Source organism: Streptosporangium sp. NPDC004379, assembly GCF_042873875.1.
In the GTDB taxonomy this organism is placed as follows: Bacteria; Actinomycetota; Actinomycetes; order Streptosporangiales; family Streptosporangiaceae; genus Streptosporangium.
The window spans coordinates 69,836-89,912 of record NZ_JBIAMC010000011.1; the positions used below are offsets into that span (position 1 = coordinate 69,836).

General features: G+C 72.0%; 17 protein-coding genes and 1 pseudogene. 4 read left to right on the forward strand and 14 right to left on the reverse strand.

The annotated features are described in order from the left end of the window. Positions 1 to 36 precede the first annotated feature (36 nt). Positions 37 to 1,311 carry a S8 family serine peptidase gene (locus ACFYSC_RS23525; RefSeq protein ID WP_389965354.1) on the reverse strand — a complete coding sequence of 425 codons (1,275 nt, stop codon included), beginning with the start codon at positions 1,309 to 1,311 and terminating at the stop codon, positions 37 to 39. 126 nt (positions 1,312 to 1,437) lie between these two features. Here ACFYSC_RS23525 and ACFYSC_RS23530 point away from each other — a divergent pair, with 126 nt between their 5' ends. Beyond that, positions 1,438 to 1,932 (forward strand): DUF3145 domain-containing protein, encoded by a 495-nt coding sequence (locus ACFYSC_RS23530; RefSeq protein WP_189245526.1) that lies wholly within the window; start codon positions 1,438 to 1,440, stop codon positions 1,930 to 1,932. A 627-nt stretch (positions 1,933 to 2,559) separates the two neighbouring features. Here ACFYSC_RS23530 and ACFYSC_RS23535 read toward each other — a convergent pair. Then, entirely contained in the window at positions 2,560 to 4,215 is a 1,656-nt protein-coding gene (locus ACFYSC_RS23535; RefSeq protein ID WP_389965358.1) for a serine hydrolase domain-containing protein, read from the reverse strand. A gap of 221 nt (positions 4,216 to 4,436) precedes the next feature. Between ACFYSC_RS23535 and ACFYSC_RS23540 the strand changes: the two genes are divergently transcribed. Further along, positions 4,437 to 5,387, forward strand: coding sequence for a helix-turn-helix domain-containing protein (locus tag ACFYSC_RS23540; RefSeq protein WP_389965361.1), 951 nt, complete (start codon positions 4,437 to 4,439; stop codon positions 5,385 to 5,387). A 275-nt stretch (positions 5,388 to 5,662) separates the two neighbouring features. On the opposite strand, the pseudogene ACFYSC_RS23545 reads toward ACFYSC_RS23540, so the two are convergent. From ACFYSC_RS23545 to ACFYSC_RS23590, 10 genes and pseudogenes are all read right to left on the reverse strand, one after another. After that, a pseudogene (locus ACFYSC_RS23545) lies at positions 5,663 to 5,788 on the reverse strand (IS481 family transposase); the annotation flags it as partial. Positions 5,789 to 5,889: 101 nt separating this feature from the next. Beyond that, complete coding sequence (locus ACFYSC_RS23550; protein WP_389965364.1) at positions 5,890 to 7,311, reverse strand: carboxyl transferase domain-containing protein; 1,422 nt, start codon at positions 7,309 to 7,311, stop codon at positions 5,890 to 5,892. A 12-nt stretch (positions 7,312 to 7,323) separates the two neighbouring features. Further along, the gene (fabF, locus tag ACFYSC_RS23555) at positions 7,324 to 8,556 is read right to left on the reverse strand and encodes a beta-ketoacyl-ACP synthase II (protein ID WP_389965368.1); all 1,233 of its coding nucleotides are present in this window, start codon (positions 8,554 to 8,556) and stop codon (positions 7,324 to 7,326) included. A 51-nt stretch (positions 8,557 to 8,607) separates the two neighbouring features. Beyond that, a complete protein-coding gene (locus ACFYSC_RS23560) occupies positions 8,608 to 8,850 on the reverse strand; it encodes an acyl carrier protein (protein ID WP_179826710.1) in 243 nt (80 codons plus the stop codon). A gap of 67 nt (positions 8,851 to 8,917) precedes the next feature. Beyond that, positions 8,918 to 9,874 (reverse strand): beta-ketoacyl-ACP synthase III, encoded by a 957-nt coding sequence (locus ACFYSC_RS23565; protein WP_362935598.1) that lies wholly within the window; start codon positions 9,872 to 9,874, stop codon positions 8,918 to 8,920. Then, positions 9,875 to 10,768: an ACP S-malonyltransferase gene (locus ACFYSC_RS23570; protein WP_389965372.1), complete on the reverse strand. Its 894-nt coding sequence runs from the start codon at positions 10,766 to 10,768 to the stop codon at positions 9,875 to 9,877. A gap of 117 nt (positions 10,769 to 10,885) precedes the next feature. Next, positions 10,886 to 11,995, reverse strand: coding sequence for a PucR family transcriptional regulator (locus ACFYSC_RS23575; protein WP_389965900.1), 1,110 nt, complete (start codon positions 11,993 to 11,995; stop codon positions 10,886 to 10,888). A 370-nt stretch (positions 11,996 to 12,365) separates the two neighbouring features. Then, the gene (locus tag ACFYSC_RS23580; RefSeq protein WP_362935591.1) at positions 12,366 to 12,851 is read right to left on the reverse strand and encodes a DUF350 domain-containing protein; all 486 of its coding nucleotides are present in this window, start codon (positions 12,849 to 12,851) and stop codon (positions 12,366 to 12,368) included. Positions 12,852 to 12,930: 79 nt separating this feature from the next. Next, positions 12,931 to 14,091: a glutathionylspermidine synthase family protein gene (locus tag ACFYSC_RS23585; RefSeq protein WP_389965376.1), complete on the reverse strand. Its 1,161-nt coding sequence runs from the start codon at positions 14,089 to 14,091 to the stop codon at positions 12,931 to 12,933. Between the two features lie 10 nt (positions 14,092 to 14,101). Then, on the reverse strand, positions 14,102 to 14,542 hold the full coding sequence (locus ACFYSC_RS23590; RefSeq protein WP_389965379.1) for a hypothetical protein: 441 nt from the start codon (positions 14,540 to 14,542) through the stop codon (positions 14,102 to 14,104). Positions 14,543 to 14,685: 143 nt separating this feature from the next. On the opposite strand from ACFYSC_RS23590, the gene ACFYSC_RS23595 reads away from it, so the two are divergent. Then, entirely contained in the window at positions 14,686 to 15,486 is an 801-nt protein-coding gene (locus ACFYSC_RS23595) for a helix-turn-helix transcriptional regulator (RefSeq protein WP_389965382.1), read from the forward strand. A gap of 248 nt (positions 15,487 to 15,734) precedes the next feature. Here the strand turns inward: ACFYSC_RS23595 and ACFYSC_RS23600 are convergent, their stop codons facing one another. Then, positions 15,735 to 16,283 (reverse strand): GNAT family N-acetyltransferase, encoded by a 549-nt coding sequence (locus ACFYSC_RS23600; RefSeq protein WP_389965385.1) that lies wholly within the window; start codon positions 16,281 to 16,283, stop codon positions 15,735 to 15,737. A 203-nt stretch (positions 16,284 to 16,486) separates the two neighbouring features. Here ACFYSC_RS23600 and ACFYSC_RS23605 point away from each other — a divergent pair, with 203 nt between their 5' ends. Further along, positions 16,487 to 18,370, forward strand: coding sequence for a serine/threonine-protein kinase (locus tag ACFYSC_RS23605; RefSeq protein WP_389965388.1), 1,884 nt, complete (start codon positions 16,487 to 16,489; stop codon positions 18,368 to 18,370). Positions 18,371 to 18,483: 113 nt separating this feature from the next. On the opposite strand, the gene ACFYSC_RS23610 is transcribed toward ACFYSC_RS23605, so the two are convergent. Then, complete coding sequence (locus ACFYSC_RS23610) at positions 18,484 to 20,058, reverse strand: alpha/beta hydrolase (protein ID WP_389965391.1); 1,575 nt, start codon at positions 20,056 to 20,058, stop codon at positions 18,484 to 18,486. Between the last annotated feature and the right edge of the window lie 19 nt (positions 20,059 to 20,077).

Below are 20,077 nucleotides of genomic sequence, written 5' to 3' on the forward strand. Positions count from 1 at the left end.
ACTCTTCGTGTCTCAGTGGTGACTTTGGGTGAGACTTTACCTTGGCCCGGCTACGACGACGCCCAGATCTGAGATTTTTCGGTTCCGTTCCGGATCGAGGACGTGCGCCGCGGCCTCGGCGGGTGTCCGCCCCTGGGTCGCCGCGGCGATCGCGCCGCTGACCACGGCGGCGGCGAAGGAGGTGCCGCTCCAGCGCGCGTAGCCGTGGAACGCCCCGTGCTCCAGGAAGGAGCTGGTCAGCCATTCCCCGGGGGCGCAGGCGTCGACCCAGGGGCCGTGGGCCGAGAACGGCGCCCGGTCCCGTCCGGCCGCGTCCAGCGCGCCGACGGCGATCACCCCGGGCAGCGCGGCCGGCCAGAACGGCCGGTCGGAGGCCGTGTTGCCCGCGCAGGCCACCGCGACGGTGCCCGGCAGGCCGGCCAGGGCGGCCTCAAGAAGGGGTGAGGGCCGGTCGTCGTAGGTGTGCCCGCCCAGGGAGAGGTTGAGCACCTGGGGCGGCTCGTCCCGCAGCCGCGTCAGCGCCCGCAGCAGCCCGGCCTCGTCTCCGACGCCGCGGCCGTCCAGCACCCGCAGCGGGCGCACCCGCGCCTCGGGTGCCGACCGCAGGATCAGTCCGGTGACGAACGTGCCGTGCCCGGCCTGGGGGTCCAGCCGCCCGTCGCCGTCGGCGTCGGGCACCTCGGCGGCCTCGCGCCGCCGTTCGAGGAACCACGGGAGGTCCCGCCACCACGGGTGCGCGGCCAGACCGGTGTCGGCGACCGCGACGGTCACCGGCGCGCCGGGGCCGCCGGGGCCGCCGGGTCCACTGGGTCTGTCCGACCCGCCCGGGATGTCGCGGGGGGCCCCGCCGCCCTCGCGGTCCCCGTCGCCCCCGTCGCCCCTGACGTTCCCGGGGCCCCCGGGTCCGTCCGGTCCGCCTCCCGGCGCCGCGCCGGGAGGCGGAGGCGGAGGCGCCGGGAAGGGCCGGGAGGCCGGGCCTCCGAAGAAGAGGGGCTGGCCCACCAGGATGTGGTTGGGGGAGGCCGCGTGCCCGCGGTCCCGGACCGTGGCGGCGAGGTCGCAGACGTCGACGCCGGGCACCAGCCGTATCCGGAAGACGCCGTCGGCCTCGGTCACCGCCGCGGTCCACCGGGCGACGGCCGCCATGCCGGGGGCGTCCGTCAGCAGCTGGTCACGCCTGATCAGAGCCGGTTCTCCCGGGACGGGCTCCACCCGTTCGATGTCGGCGTCCATGTGGCTCTCCGGGGGGTCGGGCGGCGGATCGTCGGATCGTCTCACTCCGAGCATGCCCCAGCCGGAGGCCGGTCGCACGGCATCTCGGTATGACCCCCCTCTGGTGCGGCGTCACAACCGACGGTAGTCTCTCCTACAGTCACTTGTGATCATCCTGGTCGAGGCCGTTGGGGAAGGCGCACCTCGTACGAAACGGGAGGTCCGGTGTCTGCTCGTGGCGTGCTTTACGTCCACTCGGCTCAGCCTGCGCTGTGCCCGCATATCGAATGGGCGGTCGCGGGTGTCCTCGGCGTGCCCGTCGACCTGAACTGGACCCCGCAGCCGGCCGCGCCCGGCCACGTGCGCGCGCAGGCCGAATGGGTCGGCCGCCCGGGGACGGCGGCGGCCATCACCTCGTCCCTGATGGGCTGGCAGCGCATCAGGTTCGAGATCACCGAGGACCCCTCGCCGGGTGCCGACGGGTCCCGGCACGCCTACACGCCGTCCCTCGGCGCCTTCACGGCGGTGATCGGCGCCTCGGGTGACATCCTGGTGCCCGAGGACCGCCTGCGCTCGGTCATGCTCATGGCGCGGCAGGGCAGGGTGGTCCTGGAGGAGGAGCTCGACAAGCTGCTCGGCAAGCAGTGGGACGCCGAGCTGGAGTCGTTCAGGTACGCGGGCGAGGGCGCGCCGGTCCGCTGGCTGCACGCCGCCGTCTGACGGCGCGCGAACCCTCTCCGCGCGGTCGCCCTACGGCGCGCCGCGCGGTCGTCCGGCGGCGCCGCCCTGCCCCGTGGCCGCCCGGCGGCGCGCGGTCCCTCCCGGCGCGGTCCTCCGGCGGCCCCGGTCTCCCCGGACGTGCCACGGCACGCCGTTCCCTCCCCGTACGAACAGAACGCCCCCACCGGCCTCGGCCGGTGGGGGCGTCGCGCGTCACGCGGGTCTCCCGGGGCTCGCGGTTCCCGGATTCCCGGAAGGGGACGGGCCTGTACGGACTTCGGGTCTTCAGGCGGGCTGAAGGGTTCGGATCCGCAAGGGGGCTCCGCGGAGGCGCAGGCCGGCCGGATGGCTTTCCGCCCCGAGAGCGGCCCCGCTCGGCCGCTGTCAGCCGGAGTCCGCGCCGTAGCCGCAACCGCTGGCCTGCGCTCTGATCTGTGCTCCGATCGGTTCAAGTGACCGAATCGGCGAGGGAACCCGCAAGGAAGCGCCGACCTGGGGTGATTACTCTGGGTGACCGGACGGAGTTGTGGCCGAGGACCGCACGTACCTCCAAGCAGGACGACGGCCGCATGGATCTGAATGGTGCACCGCCGTCGCGGCTTGGGCGGACGGCGGCGCAAGGAGCGGTCAGGTCGTCGGGAGGCCGACCGCGTTGGACGCGTCGGCCTCGAAGTATTCCGTCGTGGCGAAGAGGCCGGCATGATCTTCGAAGAAGCTCCTGACGCCGTCGATCGAGTCATGGACGATGACGTTCACCGCTTTGGTCCCGTCGGTGCTCGCCACCGCCAGCGTCCACTTGGCACCCTTGGGAAGCCGGCCGTGCGCCTTCTTCAGGGAATCCCAGAAACCGTTGTCGTCAGAAATCGTGGAAACAGCCATGACGTGCATTTTTGCACTCTCCTCATTGACTCTCGGATTTACCCGGCAATTGATGTGAAGAAATTGTGCGGCGCCATTCTTGAAGTCGTATATCGCGACGGTTTGAGGGTCCTCGAGCGGATCGTCCGAAGGCATCAAAAAGTGAGTCGCACTGATCGGATGCAGCTCGTATTCGAGCTGTTCTGGTTTATTGAGGAGCTGCGCCTCCATGGGGTTCAGGGTGAATTTGAGGCGGAGTTCTCCGTGGTCGGCCGCCACTTCGTAACGGGTGCCAGGGCGCTCGTAGGATCCTTCGTATCTGGACGGATCGAGGGTCAGGGTCGGGTCGGGCTCCGGCAGGCCGGGGATCGTGACCGCGCCGAGATCGGTCAGGATTTCGTTGAAAACCTTCCGGTAGAAGCTGTCGCGCGGCCCGGCGTTCGCCAGCATCGAGATGGCGATGTTCGATTCCGTCAGGATCCGCAGGCGGGCGCTTTGGCTGACTGTGCTGCCGTCGTGGGCGTAGACGGTTTGACCGTGCCAATCGCACACGATGAGGCCGAGTGCCCATTCCGGCCCGAACATGTACGGGTCAGGTACGGGGACGCGCGACTCCGTCATTTCACGGATGATGCCGGGTGAGACGATTCTGGTCCCGTTCGGTGCTTTTCCTTCGTTGAGGAAGACGTACGCCATCGTGAGCAATTCCCGGGCTGTCGTGTTGACGTTGCCTCCGGGGCCGAAGGAGCGCGGCAGATGACCCAGCGGTGAGAGGACGGGGCCTTCTTCGAGGGATCGGATCAGGTATCCGGTCGCGGCCCGGTTCCGGTCCGCGTGCTCATGCCGGCTGCTCGTCGAGGTCAGTCCCAAGGGGTCGAACAGGCGATCCTTCATGATGTCGTCCCACCGCTTGCCGTCGATCACCTCCATGATGCGGGCGAGGATCGCGTAGCCCAGGGCCGCGCTGTAGCCGTGCGTGTGGCCCAAGGGGTGGACCTGGCGTGCGCTGGCGATGTTCTCCACCATGCGCTTGTACACATCGTCGTCCTCGCCCGGATCTCCGTAGCTCTCCTCGATGCCGTTGGTGTGGTTGAGGAGATGGCGGGGTGTGACCTTGGCGCTGACGTCGAGGTCGGCGACCCGGAAATCAGGAAGGTAGGCCCGCACCGGCTCGTCCAGGGCGACTTTCCCCTCGTCGACGAGCTGCATGAAGGCGAGGGCGGTCCATGTCTTGGATACGGAGCCGCATTGGTAGATGGTGTCGGTCGTCGCGGGCTCCCACGTGGAGATGTCCTTGACGCCGACCGCGAAGTCGGTGATCTCCCCGTCGCTGAGGACGCCGATCACGGCACTCGGAATCCGGTACTCCGCGAGCAGCTCGGAGACGCGAGCTCGTATCCGGGACACATCCAACGCTCTTGCCATAAGGGGTTCCTCGTCCCTCCTGGTTCTTTCGGAACGAGAAAAGGCTACGTTGCATTTCAACTACAGTCAACGATATGCCTCCGATTATGTGCTCCAGTACTGGTCTTTCGCGCTGATCGTTGCAACAGGGTTGTTAGTAAATGCAACCCCCGCCAACCAGTCGTTGCAATGTACTGTTGGTGAACGCACCCGCGGACCCGAACCGACAGGAGGGCGGACCCATGCCCGGAGGCAGGCTGACCCGCGAGGATCGCCAGCAGATCGCGACCTGGCTGGTCGAAGGACTGGGATACGCCGAGATCGCCCGGCGGCTGGGCAGGCCCACGTCCACGATCAGTCGCGAAGTGGCGCGCAACAGCGCGCCCGGCGGCTACCTGGCCGATCGCGCCCAGCAGGCCGCCGGGCAGCGCGCCCGCCGCCGCAGACCGGTTCGGGCAACGGAGCCGCCGGCCGACGGGCGGCCGGCCGAGTCCGTGCGCGGTTTCGTGGAGCAGTTCGCGACGCTGCTGGTGGGGATCGGCCTTCCCCGGATGCCCGCTCGCGTGTTCGTCTGCCTGCTCACCTCCGACTCCGGGGGCCTGACGTCCGCCGAGTTCGTACGGCGGCTACAGGTCAGCCCGGCGTCGGTGTCCAAGGCCATCGGCTTCCTCGAGGCGATCGAGTTGGTCGGGCGCACCCGGGATTCCGGTCGCCGCGAGCGGTACGTCATCGACGACGACGTCTGGCTCCGGGCGTTCAAAGCCGACATCGGGACACACGCCGAGGTCGCGGCGACCGCGCGGCACGGGATCGAGATCTTCGGCGCCGGCACGCCCGTCGGCGTCCGGCTGAGCCGGATGGCTCGGTTCTTCACCTGGATCAGCGAGCAGATGAACGACAGCGGCCTCACCGACGCCGTCGTCCGCGACGCGCTGACGGTGCTGGCCGCGCTGGTGTGCGCCGCCCGGCCACTCACCGTGGACGAACTCGCCACGGCTCTGGACTGGTCCGTCCAGCGGACGGCCGACGCTCTGGACGCGATCAGTCGTCGTCCGATCCTCTCCGACCCGCTCACCGTGGAGCGGCTCGGGCGCGGCGCGTACGCCGTCACCCCGAGGCCGGACCGCCTGAGCTCCGGGCAACGCGACGCACTGATCGCCGGTCCGTGTTCGACCCAGGGGACTCGAAGATGACGAAGCTGGATGGACGTCGCAACCGCGATCCCTCCGGCCGCACTCGCGCGCCTGCCGGGCCGCGTCGCAGTTCCGAGATTTACGCCATCTCGGAAGCACCCTCCCAGGTGTGACTTCCGAGATGACGCACAGCGGGGCGTCTCAGGAGCCTGAATCCGCTTCCGAGATCATGAAGCGGCGCCTGTGTGCCCGCCTCACCCGGCTCTCGCCCGCCCACGACACCGTCCTTTCCGAGTACGCCGCCGCGCTGGAGCGCGCGCCGCGTCGGATGAGACCTTGCGCGCTGTGGCGCGGGAGATGCCCTTCTCGGCGGCTACAGGGGCGACGGGGCGGCCAGAACGGACACGCTCGATGAGCAGACGCCCGCCATGAACGGTCAACCGGGCGTTACGGCGGGACACGAGGACCTCCGGGCGGTGCGTTCCCGGACAGCTCCACCACACCGGAGGTCTTCGCCATGATCAAGCCTCGTCGGTGTCGACAACGCTTGTGATCAATACACCTAGAGCGGGATGTTGCCGTGGGCGCCGCGCGCCGGGGTGGCCTGGGCGAGGACCTTGGCGATGGCGCCGCGGGTCTCCTCCGGCTTGATCACCTCGTCCACCACGCCGATCTCGATCGCCCGGTCCAGGCCGCCCGCCGTGATCTCGTGCTCCTCGGCGAGCCGGGTCTCCAGCGCCGCCCGCTCCGCCTCGGGGGCGGCCGCCAGCTCCCTCCGCTTGAGGATGCGCACCGCGGCCACCGAGCCCATCACCGCGATCTGCGTGGTGGGCCAGCCGAACACCTTGGTCGCGCCCAGGGCGCGGGAGTTCATCGCGATGTAGGCGCCGCCGTACGCCTTGCGGGTGACCAGCGTGACGCGCGGCACGGACGCCTCGGCGAAGGCGTGCAGCAGCTTGGCGCCGCGGCGCACCACGCCGTCGTGCTCCTGGCCGACGCCCGGGAGGTAACCGGGGACGTCCACCACCACGACCAGCGGCACCCCGAAGGCATCGCACATGCGGACGAACCGTGCCGCCTTCTCGGCGGAGGTCGCGTCCAGGCAGCCGCCCAGCCGCATCGGGTTGTTGGCGATGACCCCGACGGTCCGGCCGCCGAGGCGGCCCAGCGTGGTGACGATGTTCGGCGCCCACTTGGGCTGCAGCTCCACGCCCGGCTCGTCCAGCAGGCCCTTGACCAGCGGCTTGATGTCGTAGGCACGGCGGGGGTTCTCGGGGAGCAGGTTCGAGAAGTCGACCTCCTCGACCTCGCCGCGGAAGCCGCCCTGGTGGCCGAGCAGCACGGCCAGGCGCCGGGCCTGGACGTACGCCTCGGTCTCGGTCTTGGTCACCACGTGCACCACGCCGCTGCGCTTGCTGTGCGGCTCCGGCCCGCCGAGGGCGGCCATGTCGATCTGCTCACCGGTGACGCTGCGCACCACGTCGGGGCCGGTGACGAAGATGCGGCCCTCGTCCGCGAGGATCACGATGTCGGTCAGCGCCGGGCCGTAGGCGGCGCCGCCGGCCGCGGGGCCCACCACGACCGACAGCTGCGGCACCACGCCCGAGGCCCTGGTCATCGCGGCGAAGACGCGGCCGACCGCGTGCAGCGACTCGACTCCCTCGGCCAGCCGCGCGCCGCCGGAGTGCCACACCCCGATGACCGGGACCCGCTCGCGGACCGCCACGTCGTAGGCGTGCACGATGTGCTCGCATCCCGCCGAGCCCATCGCGCCGCCCTGGACCCGGGCGTCGCTGACGAAGACCACGACCGGCACGCCCTCGACGCGGCCCATGGCCGCCAGGACGCCGCTGCGGTCGACCGGGGTGATCAGCCGGATCGAGCCCTCGTCGAGCAGCGCCGCCATCCGCACCTGGGGGTCGCGGGGATCGGCCGCCTCCCCGTCCGGGGAGCCGCTCACCACCCTGTTGTCGAGCACGGTCATTCGAGGCTCCTGTCAGACGCTGGTGAAGGCCACGGCGACGTCGTGGCCGCCGAACCCGAACGAGTTGTTGATCGCCGCGATGCGTCCGCCCGGGAGCTCGCGCGGGTCGCGGCGCACGATGTCCACCTCGACGCCGTCGTCGAGGTCGTCCACGTTGATCGTGGCGGGGACGACCCGCTCCTGCAGGGCGAGGACGGTGAAGACCGACTCGATGCCCCCGGCGCCGCCGAGGAGGTGCCCGGTCATCGACTTGGTGGAGGTGACCAGCGGGTGACCGCCGACGATCTCCTTGATCGCCATGGTCTCCACCACGTCTCCGGCGGGGGTGGAGGTGGCGTGCGCGTTCACGTGCCTGATGTCCTCGGGGGCCAGGCGCGCGTCCTGCAGGGCGCGGCGCATGGCGAGCATCACCCCCGCGCCGGTCGGCTCGGGCTGGGCGATGTGGTGGGCGTCGGCGGAGTAGCCCACCCCGGCGGCCACCGCGTAGATGTGGGCGCCGCGGGCCCGGGCGTGCTCCTCGGACTCCAGGACGACGATGCCCGAGCCCTCGCCGAGCACGAACCCGTCGCGGTTCTTGTCCCACGGCCGGGACGCCCGCTCGGGCTCGTCGTTGCGCAGCGACATCGCGCGCATGGCGGCGAAGGAGCCGATGTTCAGCGGGTGGATGGCGGCCTCGGTGCCGCCCGCCACGACCACGTCGGCGCGGCCGGAGCGGATCATCTCGATGGCGTAGCCGATCGACTCGGCGCCGGTGGCGCAGGCGCTGACCGTCGCGTGCACGCCGGCGCGGGCGCCGACCTCGATGCCGATCCAGCCGGCGGCGCCGTTCGGCATCAGCATCGGCACGGTGTACGGCGAGAGCCGCTGCCAGCCCCGCTCCTTGAAGGTGTCGTAGGCGGCGAGGATGGTGGTGATGCCGCCGATGCCGCTGCCCACCACCACGCCGAGTCGCTCGGGGTCGACCTTCTCGATCCCCGAGTCCTTCCAGGCCTCGCGGGCCGCGACCAGCGCGAACTGCTCGGCCCGGTCCAGCCGCCGCGACTCCGGCCGGGGCAGCACCTCGGTCGGGTCCACGGCGGCGACGGCAGCGAACTTCACCGGGACCGAGTCGACCCAGTCCGTGGTGAGGTCGCGGACCCCGCTCCGACCGGCGAGGAGCGCCGACCAGGTCGAGGCGACGTCTCCGCCGAGGGGCGTCGTCGCGCCGAGCCCGGTGACGACGACACGTACCTGGTCTGTACTCACGTTCTTGCTCCTTGCGAATCGCTGGTCAGGGCCGGGAGGCGTCGGGACGTCTCAGCTCTGGATGAAGTTGATGACGTCCTTGACGGTCTTGAGGTGCTTGAGCTGGTCGTCGGGGATCTCGACGCCGAACTCGTCCTGGGCGGCGACGGCGATCTCGACCATGGACAGCGAGTCGATGTCGAGGTCGTCCACGAAGTTCTTCTCCGGCGTGACCTCGGAGGCCGGGACACCGGTGATCTCGTTGACGATCTTGCCGATGCCGGCGAGGATCTCCTGCTCGGTCATCTGAGCCATGTCGCGTGTTCTCCTTGGGAATCGATGTGGTGTTGCGGTTTTCCGTACGGCGGGGCCGTACAGGCTTTCAGGGGATCTCGACGACCTGGCCGGCGTAGGTCAGCCCGGCGCCGAAGCCCAGCAGCAGGACGAGCCCGCCCGACCGGACCTCGCCGCGCTCGACCATCCGGGACAGGGCCAGCGGGATCGACGCGGCCGAGGTGTTGCCCGCCAGCACGATGTCCTTGGCGATGACGGCCTTGTCGGCGCCGAGCCGGCGGGCGATGGCCTCGATGATCCGCAGGTTCGCCTGGTGGGGCACGAAGGCCGCGAGGTCGGCCGGGTCCACCCCGGCACGCTCGCAGATCTCCTTGGCCACCGGGTGGAGCGCGGTGGTCGCCCAGCGGAACACGGTCTGCCCCTCCTGCCGGAGGAACGAGTCGCGGTCCTTGATCATGATGGCGTCGGCCTTGTCGCCGGCGCTGCCCCACACCACCGGGCCGATGCCCGGGACGTCGGACGGGCCGACGACCGCGGCGCCCGCGCCGTCGGCGAAGATCACCGCGGTGCTGCGGTCGGTCCAGTCGATCCACTGGGAGAGCTTCTCGGTGCCGACGACCAGCACGTTGACGGCCGATCCCGCGCGGACGGCGTCGTTGGCCAGGGCGAGGGCGTAGCAGAAGCCGGAGCAGGCGGTGTTGACGTCGAACGCGCCGGGGGCGTCGATGCCGAGGCGGGTGGCGACCCGGGCGGCGGCGTTGGGGATCTGCGCCTCCAGCGTGCAGGTGGCGACGATCACCAGGTCGATGTCGCCGGCCGACAGGCCGCTGGCGGCCAGTGCCTTGCCGCCGGCCTGCACGGCCAGGTCGATCTCCGACTCGCCGGCCGTGGCGATCCGCCGCTCCTTGATGCCCACCCGGCTCTGGATCCACTCGTCGTTGGTGTCCATGGTCGCCGACAGGTCGGCGTTGGTGACCACCTTGGACGGCTGGTAGTGGCCGAGGGCCAGGATCTTCGCGCCCGGAGCACCCTGGGTCGTCTTCATCTAGAGAACCTCTCGAGCGGCGTTCAGGTCGTCGGGGGTCTTCAGCGCGACGGTGGTGATCCCGGGCATCCCGCGCCGCGCCAGGCCGGTGAGCGTGCCGCCGGGGGTCAACTCGATCATCGTGGTGACGCCCAGAGCGGTCATGGCGGCCATGCAGGCGTCCCAGCGGACCGGGCCGGCGACCTGGGCGACGAGACGCCGGAGGAACTCGGCGCCGTCGTCCACGGCCGCGCCGTCGGCGTTGGACAGCAGGGTGACCCGGGGGCCGGCGGGGGCGAGGCCGTCCGCGGCGGCGCGCAGGGCGTCGACGGCCGGGGCCATGTGGACGGTGTGGAAGGCCCCGGCGACCTGCAGCGGGCGCAGCCGGGCGCGCGCGGGCGGGTCGGCGGCGAAGGCCTCCAGCTGCTCCAGGGTGCCCCCGGCGACGATCTGGCCGGCGCCGTTGACGTTGGCCGGGGTCAGGCCGTGCCGGTCGAGGGCGGCCAGGACCTCGGCCTCGTCGCCGCCCAGCACGGCGGTCATGCCGGTGGCGGTGACGGCGGCGGCCTTGGCCATGGCCTGCCCGCGCTCGCGGACCAGCGTCAGGGCCTCCTCGGGGGTGAGCACCCCCGCCAGGGCGGCGGCGGCGAACTCGCCGACGCTGTGCCCGGCCACGACGGCCGGGGTCGCGCCGAGGGCCTCGGCGGCGGCCAGGGCGGCGGCCACCAGCAGCGGCTGGGCGACCGCGGTGTCGCGGATCTCCTCGGCGCCGGCGGTGGTGCCGTACGCGATCAGGTCGAGGCCGACCAGGTCGGACCAGGCGGACAGCCGGTCCGCCAGGCCCGGTATCTCGAGCCATGGGGTCAGGAAACCTGGGGTCTGGGCGCCTTGGCCCGGAGCGACGATGGCGAGCACGAAATCCAGACTGCCCTGTAGGGGTTCGATATCCGGGTAAGGATCCGGACGAAGTTCTTCCGTAAAATTTTGTAGGAAACCTACAGTGGGAGTTTCCCGGACGTTAAGTAAAGACGGCTACGTCACCGAGGTTTCGGACAGGCGCCCGAGGATGAGCCCGACCTGCAGGGTGAAGGCCGACCGCCCCTCGGTGGGCTGGTACCCGGTCAACTCGGTGATCTTACGCAGCCGGTAGCGGACCGTGTTGGGATGGACGAACAGCAGCCGGGCCGTGGCCTCCAGGGACGTGCCCTGCTCCAGGTAGGTGGCGAGCGTGTCGAGCAGCGGCGTGCCCGTCAGCGGCCGGTAGACGTTCTCGATGAGCTGGGCGCGGGCGTCGCCGTCGCCGTCGATGGCGCGCTCGGCCAGCAGGTCCTCGGCGTGGACCGGCCGGGGGGCGTCCGGCCAGGCGGGCGCGGCGCGCAGGCCCGCCATCGCCGCCCGCGCCGAGCTCGCCGCCGCGTGCAGGTCGCCGACCTCCGGGCCGATCACGATCGGCCCCGGGCCGAAGCGCGGCACCACGTACCGGGCCGCGGCCCCGACGCTGTCGGCCCCGCCGACGATCACGATCAGCCGGTCGCCCTGCACCCCCGCCAGCAGGTCGAGCGCGGACCTGCGCCCGCGCTCGCGCAGCCCGTCGACCACCGCCTGCGGGTCGTCGTCGGGCGCCTGCCCGGCCAGCACGACCACGGGGGAGGAGGTCCAGCCCAACGCGGCGGCCCACGAGTGCAGGCCGTCGTCCACCTCACCGCGGACCAGGGCGTCCACGATCAGCGCCTCCAGCCGGGCGTCCCAGGAGCCGCGCGCCTCCGCCTCCCGGGCGTAGACCTGGGCGGCGGCGAAGGCCACGTCACGGGTGTAGCGGAGCATCGCCTGCTGCAGCTGCTCCCGCCCGCCGGGCGCGGCCAGCTCCGCGGTCTGCGCCTCGACCACCTCGACCACGGTCCGCACGATGTCCACGGTCTGCTGCAGCGAGATCGACCGCTTCAGCTCCCTGGGGGCGGTGCCGAAGAACTCGATGCTCGGTGTCGGCCGGTCCTCGCCGGCGTGCTGGAACCACTCCACGAACGCGGCGATCCCGGCCTGGGCGACCAGCCCGACCCACGAGCGGTCCTCCGCCGACAGCGCCCGGAACCACATGAGCCGGTCGTCCATCCGGGCCATGGCGGCAGTGCCCAGCGAGCCCATGGCCCGCTCCAGCCTGCGGGTGGTGTCCTGCCGTATCCGATCCTGCTCCGGGCCTCCGGGGTCCGGGCCGGGCTCCTCCCCGTCGATCCTGACGGTGGTCCCACCGGCCCGGCCGTCGCCGCCGGCCTCCTCGATCCGCTCCCTCACGTCACTAAGAGTGCCAGGTCGGACGAGATGCGCCAGCCGCCGTACCCGCCGGCCCGCGTTTCGGCGCCGCGGGAACGGGCCCGGAACGCGGGCGGGACAGAGCCCGCCGCGGCCGGACGACGACGGCGGAGACCGGGAACGGGCCGGATCGGTCCCGGCGCGGTCAGGCGACGGCGGAGACCGGGAACGGGGCCGGACCGGCCCGGATCCGGGTTCGCCGTGGTCAGATGACGGCGACGGCGGTGATCAGGCCGATCACCAGGTGGGTGATCGCGAGGAGCCGGGCGCCGGGCTGCGGGTCGCTCTCCTTCACCAGGTCGCGTACGGAGATCCCGACGACCTTGTCGAAGACGACCATCGCCACGGTCTGCACGGCGATGCCGACCAGGCCGAACACCAGCGTCGTCAGCAGGCCCTCGTGCAGGGCGCCGCCGGCGGACCAGATGGAGGCCGCGACGATGAGCCCGACGGCGGTCAGCCCCGACCCGGTGAGCAGGGTGGCGTTGGGATTGCAGTCCACCTTGATCAGCCGGCTGAGCTTGCCGGGGATGGCCAGGTCGATGACGAAGAAGCCGACGATCATCAGGACCAGGCCGAGTACGGCGTAGGCGACGATCGCGAGGGCGCCGCGGCCGAGGGTCTCGCCGAGCGAGAGCGTCTGGGCGTCGGCCGCGGCCTGGATCGCGACCGGCAGGGAGCTGGGGCTCATGGGTTCTCTCCGGGGCTCGGGATGATGCTTGTCGGGATCGGACGGGGGGTGCGGATCGCGGCTCGGGTCACAACTCGGGTCACAGCTCGATCCGGTGCGGGACGAACGACGAGGTGTCGTCGGTGATCAACCCCGAGGTCTCGCGGATGCCGGCGCCGGCCGCCTCGTCGTGGACGACCCACGCGCCGAGCACGGGACGCCAGCCGTCGAAGTCGGGGAGCGCCAGGAACTCCTGGTGGACGTGGCCCTCGGCGCCGTAGCCGCCGCCGGTCTCGACGACGCCGCCGGGCGTGACGACCCGCATGCCCGCCCCCTCCCGGCCGAGGAGCGGCTTGACGATGTAGGACGTCATGTCACGCGGTCCGCCGAGGTAGGCCGGCAGCAGGTTGGGGTGCCCCGGGTACAGCTCCCACAGCAGCGCCAGCAGCGCCTTGTTGGACAGCAGCATCTTCCACAGCGGCTCGATCCAGGTCATCGACACCTGCTGGGTCACCGCCCGCGCCCCGAACGTGTCGGCGACCGCCCATTCCCACGGGTACAGCTTGCACATGGAGCGGATCACCCTCCGCTCCATGTCCACGAACCGCAGGTTGAGGCCGTCCCAGCCGATGTCCTCCATGGCCACCGCGACCGTGTTCAGGCCCGCCTGGGCGGCGGTCTCCTGGAGGTAGGCGAGGGTCATCGCCTCCTCGCCGGTCTCGTCCATCTTCGTCCAGGCGAAGTGCGCCGGCCCGGTGGGCAGCACCTCCGCGAGTTCCCGCCACCGGTCGATCAGCCGCTCGTGGATGGAGTTCCACTGGTCGTCGTCCGGGTGGCGGTCCTGCAGCCAGAACCACTGCACGACCGAGCTCTCCAGGAGGCTGGTCGGGGTGTCGGCGTTGTACTCCAGCAGCTTGGCGGGGCCGGTGCCGTCGTAGCGCAGGTCGAACCGGCCGAACAGGTGGGGGTCGGCCCGTTCCCAGGACCGGGCGATCTCCGGCCGCACCCATTCGGGGATCGCGAAGTCGGCGTAGCGGTCGTGGCGGACGACATGGTCCACCACGGCCAGGCACATCCGGTGCAGCTCCTCGACCTGCTCCTCCAGGGCGAGGATCTCGTCCATCGAGAAGACGTACTGCACGGACTCGTCCCAGTAGGGGCGGTCGAGGCCGCCGGGGTGGGCCGAGCGGTGGAACGCCAGCCCCTGACCCTCGACGATCTCCTCCCAGCCGTCCCTGGGGACGGAGGTCTCGCGTCTCATCCGCCCGCGCTCAGCTTCCGCTCCTGCCGCGGAAGCCGAAGCCGCCGCGCTGGATCACGGTGCCCTGGCGGCTGGTGATCCTGACATCGGCGGGGCGCACCGTGGTGCCGTGCAGGATGCGGGCCCCGGACCGAGCGCCCCCGTAGTACCACCCGTAGGCGCCGTGCGAGCCGTGGTAGTGGGAGCCGCCGTCGTCGTCGCAGTAGTCCTCGTCCACGACGGTGTAGGAGCCGTCGGGCTGTCGGCTGTCGAGGTCGACGCACTCGGCGTTGACCTCGTCGTAGTCGTCGTTCTGCGCGCTGCAGTAGCCGATGAGCAGGAGCGTGACGACGGCGACGCCGCCGAGCACGATGCCCTTGGACGCCTTCGAACCCTTCGAGTCCTTCCCGGAGGAGGGGGAGGACGAGTGGGCGGGGTCCATGCCCATGGGGTGGTTCGGTCCTGCTGCCATCGAGCTCCAATGAGATGCGTCGGGACAGGTTATCGGCGTCGTTTTGACCATTCAACCGCCGTAACAGGATCGATGCGCGTTTCGGTGGTCATGGGCCGGCCGGGGCGTGGAGGATGCCGGCGCCGGCGCGTAACGTCACAGGTGTGAACCGCACCGATCGGCTCTGCGCCCTGGTCGAAGAGCTCCGCGCCGCCGCGCCGGGGTTCCTGCGGGTCCGCGAGCTGGCGGACCGGCTCGGGGCGGGGGAGCGCACCGTCGAGCGCGATCTCGCCGTGTTGCGGGAGTCCGGGGTCCCCGTGCGCGCAGAGCCCGGCGGGCGGGGCGGCCACGCCCTCGACGTGTCCGCCGTCCCGTCCCCGGTCGCCTTCACCGCCGAGGAGGCGGCCGCGGTCGCCGTGGCGCTCATCCGGGCCGCCGGCACCCCGCCGACCGGCCCCGCCGGCGACGCCCTGCGCCGGCTCGCCGCGGCGATGCCGTCCCCCGGGGACGCCGGGGAAGAGGGCGCGGCCGGTGGCGGCGGGAGCGGGCGGGCGGAGCGGCCGCCCGCCGACGGCGGTCCGGGGCGGGCGGCCGGTGGCGGAGAGGACGGCGGGACGGTGTGGCCGGCGGTCCCCGCCCGTCCGGCGGCCGAGCCGGAGCCCTACCCCCGGGTGGCGGCGGTGATCGAGGGGGCGCTGCTGCGCCGGAAGGTGCTGCGGCTGGGCTACGAGGACCGGAAGGGCCGGTCCACCGTCCGCGAGGTGGAGCCGGCGGTCTTCATGGGCGGGCGCGGCGGCCACTGGTACCTCATGGGCATGGACCGGCTCCGCCGGGACGTCCGGGTCTTCAAGCTCGACCGCATCGCCTGGGCCGAGGAGACCGGGGAGACCGCTCCCGAGCAGCCGCCGGAACGATACGCCGCCGGTCTCCCCGGCGTGCTGCGGGGGTCCGCCGAGCCGGAGTAGCCGCCGCCCCGGGACCCGGCCGTGCGGAGGACCCGGCCGAAGTGAGCCGGCCGTGCGGAGGACCCGGCCGTAGGGGGCCGTGCGGAGGACCCGGCCGTACGGCGGGGCGGGTCAGCGGCGGGCGCCTTCAGCCGTCCGGCGCGCTTGATGATCTCCAGCTGGACGGTGGCGGCCTCCGGCAGCTGCGCTGAGCACCCGTGTGTTGAGCGTCCGCATGTCGAGTGCTCGTGCGTCGGAGGCCCGTCCGGTCAGCTCCCTCCGCCGCCCAGTTCCCGCTGCATCAGGAGGGTGTCGACCCAGCGGCCGTGCTTGTGCCCCACCTTCGCCAGCAGACCGGCGGTGGAGAAGCCGAACCTGCGGTGCAGGGCGGCAGACGCCTCGCTCCCCGTGCCGGCGATGACGGCGATCATCTGGCGCACGCCGGCCTGCTCGGCCCGCTCCACCAGCGCCCCCAGCAGCGCGCCGCCCAGACCCCGGCCGGTGCGGTCCGGGGCGAGGTAGATCGAGTCCTCGACGGTGTGCCGGTAGGCCGGCTTCGGCCGCCAGGGGGCGGCGTAGGCGTATCCGGCCACCTCGCCGTCCACCTCCGCCACCAGGAACGGAAGCCCCCGGCCGGCGAGGTCGTCGAGCCTGCTCCACCAGTCGGCGATCGGTGGCGGCGTCTCCTCGAACGTGGCCACGCTGCCGACCACGTAGTGGGTGTAGATCCCGGCCACGGCCGGCAGGTCCGCCGGCGTGGCCGGGCGGACGATCGTCCCCGGCGTCTGCATGAGTCGCCCCCGTCTCCAGGTCTCCATGAGGTGGGTTCTCCCTGTCGGTGGAACATTCTGGCGGATCCGGGAGGGCGGGCGGAGAGATCCGGGAGAGCCCCGGAGAATGCTGGTTTCGTCCGCATTCGTCGCGGTTGTCAAAGCAGCGGATCTTCCCCGGCGGGTTGTGCCATGCTGAACCCGGCGAGCGTGGCGAGGGGCGCACGCGAGGGGCACACGAGGGGTCGTCGATGCCGGAGATCGAACCGCTGCGGCCCGGGGATCCGCCGCGGCTGGGGGACTTCACGCTCAGTGGCAGGCTGGGTGAGGGCGGCCAGGGCGTCGTGTACCTGGGGGAGGCCGAAGACGGCCGGCGTGCCGCCGTCAAGCTGCTGCACGTGCGCTTCACCGGGGAGAACCACGCCCGTTCCCGCTTCGCCAGGGAGCTGGCCGCGGCCCGGCGGGTGGACGCCTTCTGCACCGCCCGGGTGCTCGCCGCCGACCTCGACGGCGAGACCCCCTACATCGCCAGCGAGCTGATCGACGGTCCCTCGTTGCGCCGGACCGTCGAGCGCGACGGGCCACTGGACGGTGAGGCCCTCGAACGGCTCGCCACCGGCACGGCCACCGCCCTGACCGCGATCCACCACTCGGGGATCGCCCACCGCGACTTCAAACCGGACAACGTGCTGCTCGCCCCGGACGGCCCCCGCGTCGTCGACTTCGGCATCGCGAAGATCATCGACGAGAGCGGGACGATCACCACCCGCGCCGTCGGGACGCCCGCCTACATGGCGCCCGAGCAGATCGCCGAGGAACGCGTCGGCCGGCCCGCCGACGTGTTCGCCTGGGGAGCGACCATGGTCTTCGCCGCCACGGGCCGGGCGCCCTTCGCGGCGGAGACGATCATGGCGACGCTCAATCGCGTCGTCAACCACGCCCCCGACCTCGGCGCGCTGCCGGAGGACCTGCGCCGGACCGTCGCCCGCTGCCTGAACAAGGACCAGGCGCTGCGGCCGTCCATGGACGAGGTGCTCAAACGCCTGCTCGGACATCCGGTGGACGACGGCGAGGCGTCCCGGGAGGAGCTGGCCGAGGGCGCTCAGGCCGCCACGCTGGACCTCGCCCGGACGGACCCGCCGGACCCGCCGGACCCGCCGGCCTCATCGAGCCCGCCGGACCCGCCCGGGGCCCGGCGGCGGCGCCGGACCGTCGCCGGGGCGTCCGCGGCCCTCGCCGCGATCGCCGCGGCGCTGCTCGCGCTCCAGCTCGCCGGCACGCCGGACGGCACCGCCGCGATCCCCTCACTCTCGGGGAGCCCCGCAGCGTCCCCGTCGTCCCCGTCGTCCCCGTCGCCTTCCGGGACGCCCTCCACGGGGTCGCGCCTGCTCGACCGGATCCGGGCCACGCACACGATCAGGGTGGGCTACCGCGGCGGCCTGCCCGGCGTCGCGCTGGCCGACGGGAAGCGTCCGCCCGAGGGGTTCGAGATCGACGTGGCCCGCCGCATCGCCGGGGAGCTGGGGGTGCCCGCCAAGGGGGTGCGGTTCGTGCGGGTGGGCTACGCCGAGCGTGAGGCCAAGGTCCAGCGCGGTGAGGTGGACATCGTGGTCGCCAACCTCTCGATCGACACCGCCGACCGCTCCCGGGCCGCGTTCGCCGGGCCGTACTACGTGGCCCACCGCGACGTGCTCGTCCGGGCCGGGATGAAGATCTCCAAGCCCTCCGACCTGGGCGGCAGGACCATGTGCGTGGTGTTCGGCGGATCGGCCACCGCGGCCATGATCCGCGACCGGGGCGTCCGCTTCGACATCCTTGAGGACAAGGACTCCGCCAGGTGCGCCGCCCGGGTGGCGGGCGGCACGGCCGACGCCATGCCCGACGACGACCTGGTGCTCGCCGGGTTCGGCGCCCGGCTGCGCGGGGCCCGCCTCAAGGTCGCCGGGCTCCGCCTCACCACCGAGCGGTACGGCGTGGCGCTCCGGCGCGGCGACCCGGTCGCCTGCCGGGCGATCAACGATGCGATCGGCGCCATGTACGCCGACGGGACGATCGAGTCGCTGCTCGAAGAGCACTTCTCCGGCGTCGGCTTCCGCCACGAGACCGCGCGGCCCCGCATGGAGGGCTGCGGCTGAGCCGTACGGCCCGGCGTGGAGAGCCGCCCGGACCCGTGCGGGCTCCGGGCGGAGAACCGCCGCACCGTACGGGGAGAACCGCCGCACCGTACGGCTCGGCCGTGGAAGGACGGTCAGGAGGACGTGCAGGTGATGCCCTTGGCCGGGACGTCCCCGTCGAGGAGGTACCTGTCGGTCACCTTCTTGACGCACTGGTCGCCGGAGATGTACGCCCCGTGGCCCTCGCCCTTGTAGGTGACCAGCACGCCCGTGCCGAGCTGCTCGGTCAGCTTCGGCGCCCACTCGTACGGCGTGGCCGGGTCGCCGGTGCCGCCGATCACCACGATCGGCGCCGAGCCCGCCGCGTCGATCCTCCTGGCCTGGTCGCTGCCCTTGACCGGCCAGGAGGAGCAGATCAGCCCCATGCCGGCGCTGCCGAACAGCGGGGAGACCTTCAGCGACTCCCGCTGGGTGCGCTTCAGCTGCGCGAGGTCCGGCCGCTCCGCGGTGTCCGCGCAGCTGATGGCCGGGAAGCTGCTCATGAGGGTCGTGTAGGACCCGTCGGGCAGGCGGCCGTTGTAGTTGTCGGCGAGGCTGAGCAGGAGCCGCCCGTCGTCCTTGAAGGCCATCGTCAGTCCCTGCTCCAGCAGGGGCCACGTCAGCTTCGAGTACAGCGCGGCGGCGACGCCGGTGTTGGCCAGTCCCTGGGTGAGCTCGCGGGGGCCGACCTTGAGCGGCTCGTCCTCCACGTCGTTCATGAACTTCTCGACGTGCTTGTTCGCGATGGTCTCGTCGGCGCCGACGTCGCACTGGCCCGGCCCCTTGACACAGTCCTTGAGGAAGTCGTCGTAGGCGTGCTGGAACCCGGCCGACTGCACCACGGTGCGCCTGTCCATCGGGACGCTCGGGTCCAGCGGGGCGTCCAGCACGAAACGGCCCACGTTCTTCGGGAACTCGGTGGCGTAGACGGCGCCGAGCTGTGTGCCGTAGGAGATGCCGAAGTAGTTGAGCCTGGGCTCGCCGAGGGCCTCGCGCATCCGGTCCATGTCGCGGGCGGCGTTCACCGTGCCGACGTAGGGCAGGATCTTCCCGGAGGTCCGTTCGCAGGCGGCGGTGAAGTCCTTGATGATGCGTCCCTGCCGCTCCCAGTCGGCCTCGGTGACGGCGATCGTGTTCATCGAGGTGTAGCGGTCCATGACCTGGTTACCGTCGCACCTGACGCCGGAGCTGCGCTCCACCCCGCGCGGGTCGAAGCTGACCAGGTCGTAGCGGGCGTTGAGGCTGGAGAACGCCTTGGCCGCCTGGGCCATGGTGTCGACGCCCGAGGCGCCGGGGCCGCCGAAGTTGAAGACCAGGGAACCGATCCTCCTGGCCTGGTCGGTCGCCGGGATGCGGATCATCGCGATGTCCAGCGTCTCGCCGTCCGGCTTGGCGTAGTCGAGCGGCACCCGCAGTGAGCCGCACCGCAGCGTGGGGTCGGGCTTGGCCGGGATCTGCCCGTTCGGCCCCCGGACGTCGGTGCAGGGTCCCCACGCGATGCGCCCGGTCGCGCCCGCAGTCCCGGTCGTGTCCGACGGCGCGGCGGTCCCCCCGGCAGGTGAGGACGGGTCGACAGGGCCGAGCCCGCTGTTGCGGGCCGGGTCGCTGCAGGCGGTCAACAGGCCGGACAGGACGGTCGCCGCGGTCGCCACCGCCAGGACTTTTCGCACGTGATGCTCCCTCGAATCG

Coding starts and splice junctions, on each gene's coding strand:
- ACFYSC_RS23550 (WP_389965364.1), bottom strand. CDS start 7,311: ATGACCGTGCTCGACAACAGGGTGGTGAGCGGCTCCCCGGACGGGGAG.
- ACFYSC_RS23600 (WP_389965385.1), bottom strand. CDS start 16,283: ATGGAGACCTGGAGACGGGGGCGACTCATGCAGACGCCGGGGACGATC.
- ACFYSC_RS23590 (WP_389965379.1), bottom strand. CDS start 14,542: ATGGCAGCAGGACCGAACCACCCCATGGGCATGGACCCCGCCCACTCG.
- ACFYSC_RS23580 (WP_362935591.1), bottom strand. CDS start 12,851: ATGAGCCCCAGCTCCCTGCCGGTCGCGATCCAGGCCGCGGCCGACGCC.
- ACFYSC_RS23565 (WP_362935598.1), bottom strand. CDS start 9,874: ATGAAGACGACCCAGGGTGCTCCGGGCGCGAAGATCCTGGCCCTCGGC.
- ACFYSC_RS23560 (WP_179826710.1), bottom strand. CDS start 8,850: ATGGCTCAGATGACCGAGCAGGAGATCCTCGCCGGCATCGGCAAGATC.
- ACFYSC_RS23575 (WP_389965900.1), bottom strand. CDS start 11,995: ATGGGCTCGCTGGGCACTGCCGCCATGGCCCGGATGGACGACCGGCTC.
- ACFYSC_RS23585 (WP_389965376.1), bottom strand. CDS start 14,091: ATGAGACGCGAGACCTCCGTCCCCAGGGACGGCTGGGAGGAGATCGTC.
- ACFYSC_RS23535 (WP_389965358.1), bottom strand. CDS start 4,215: ATGGCAAGAGCGTTGGATGTGTCCCGGATACGAGCTCGCGTCTCCGAG.
- ACFYSC_RS23605 (WP_389965388.1), top strand. CDS start 16,487: ATGCCGGAGATCGAACCGCTGCGGCCCGGGGATCCGCCGCGGCTGGGG.
- ACFYSC_RS23540 (WP_389965361.1), top strand. CDS start 4,437: ATGCCCGGAGGCAGGCTGACCCGCGAGGATCGCCAGCAGATCGCGACC.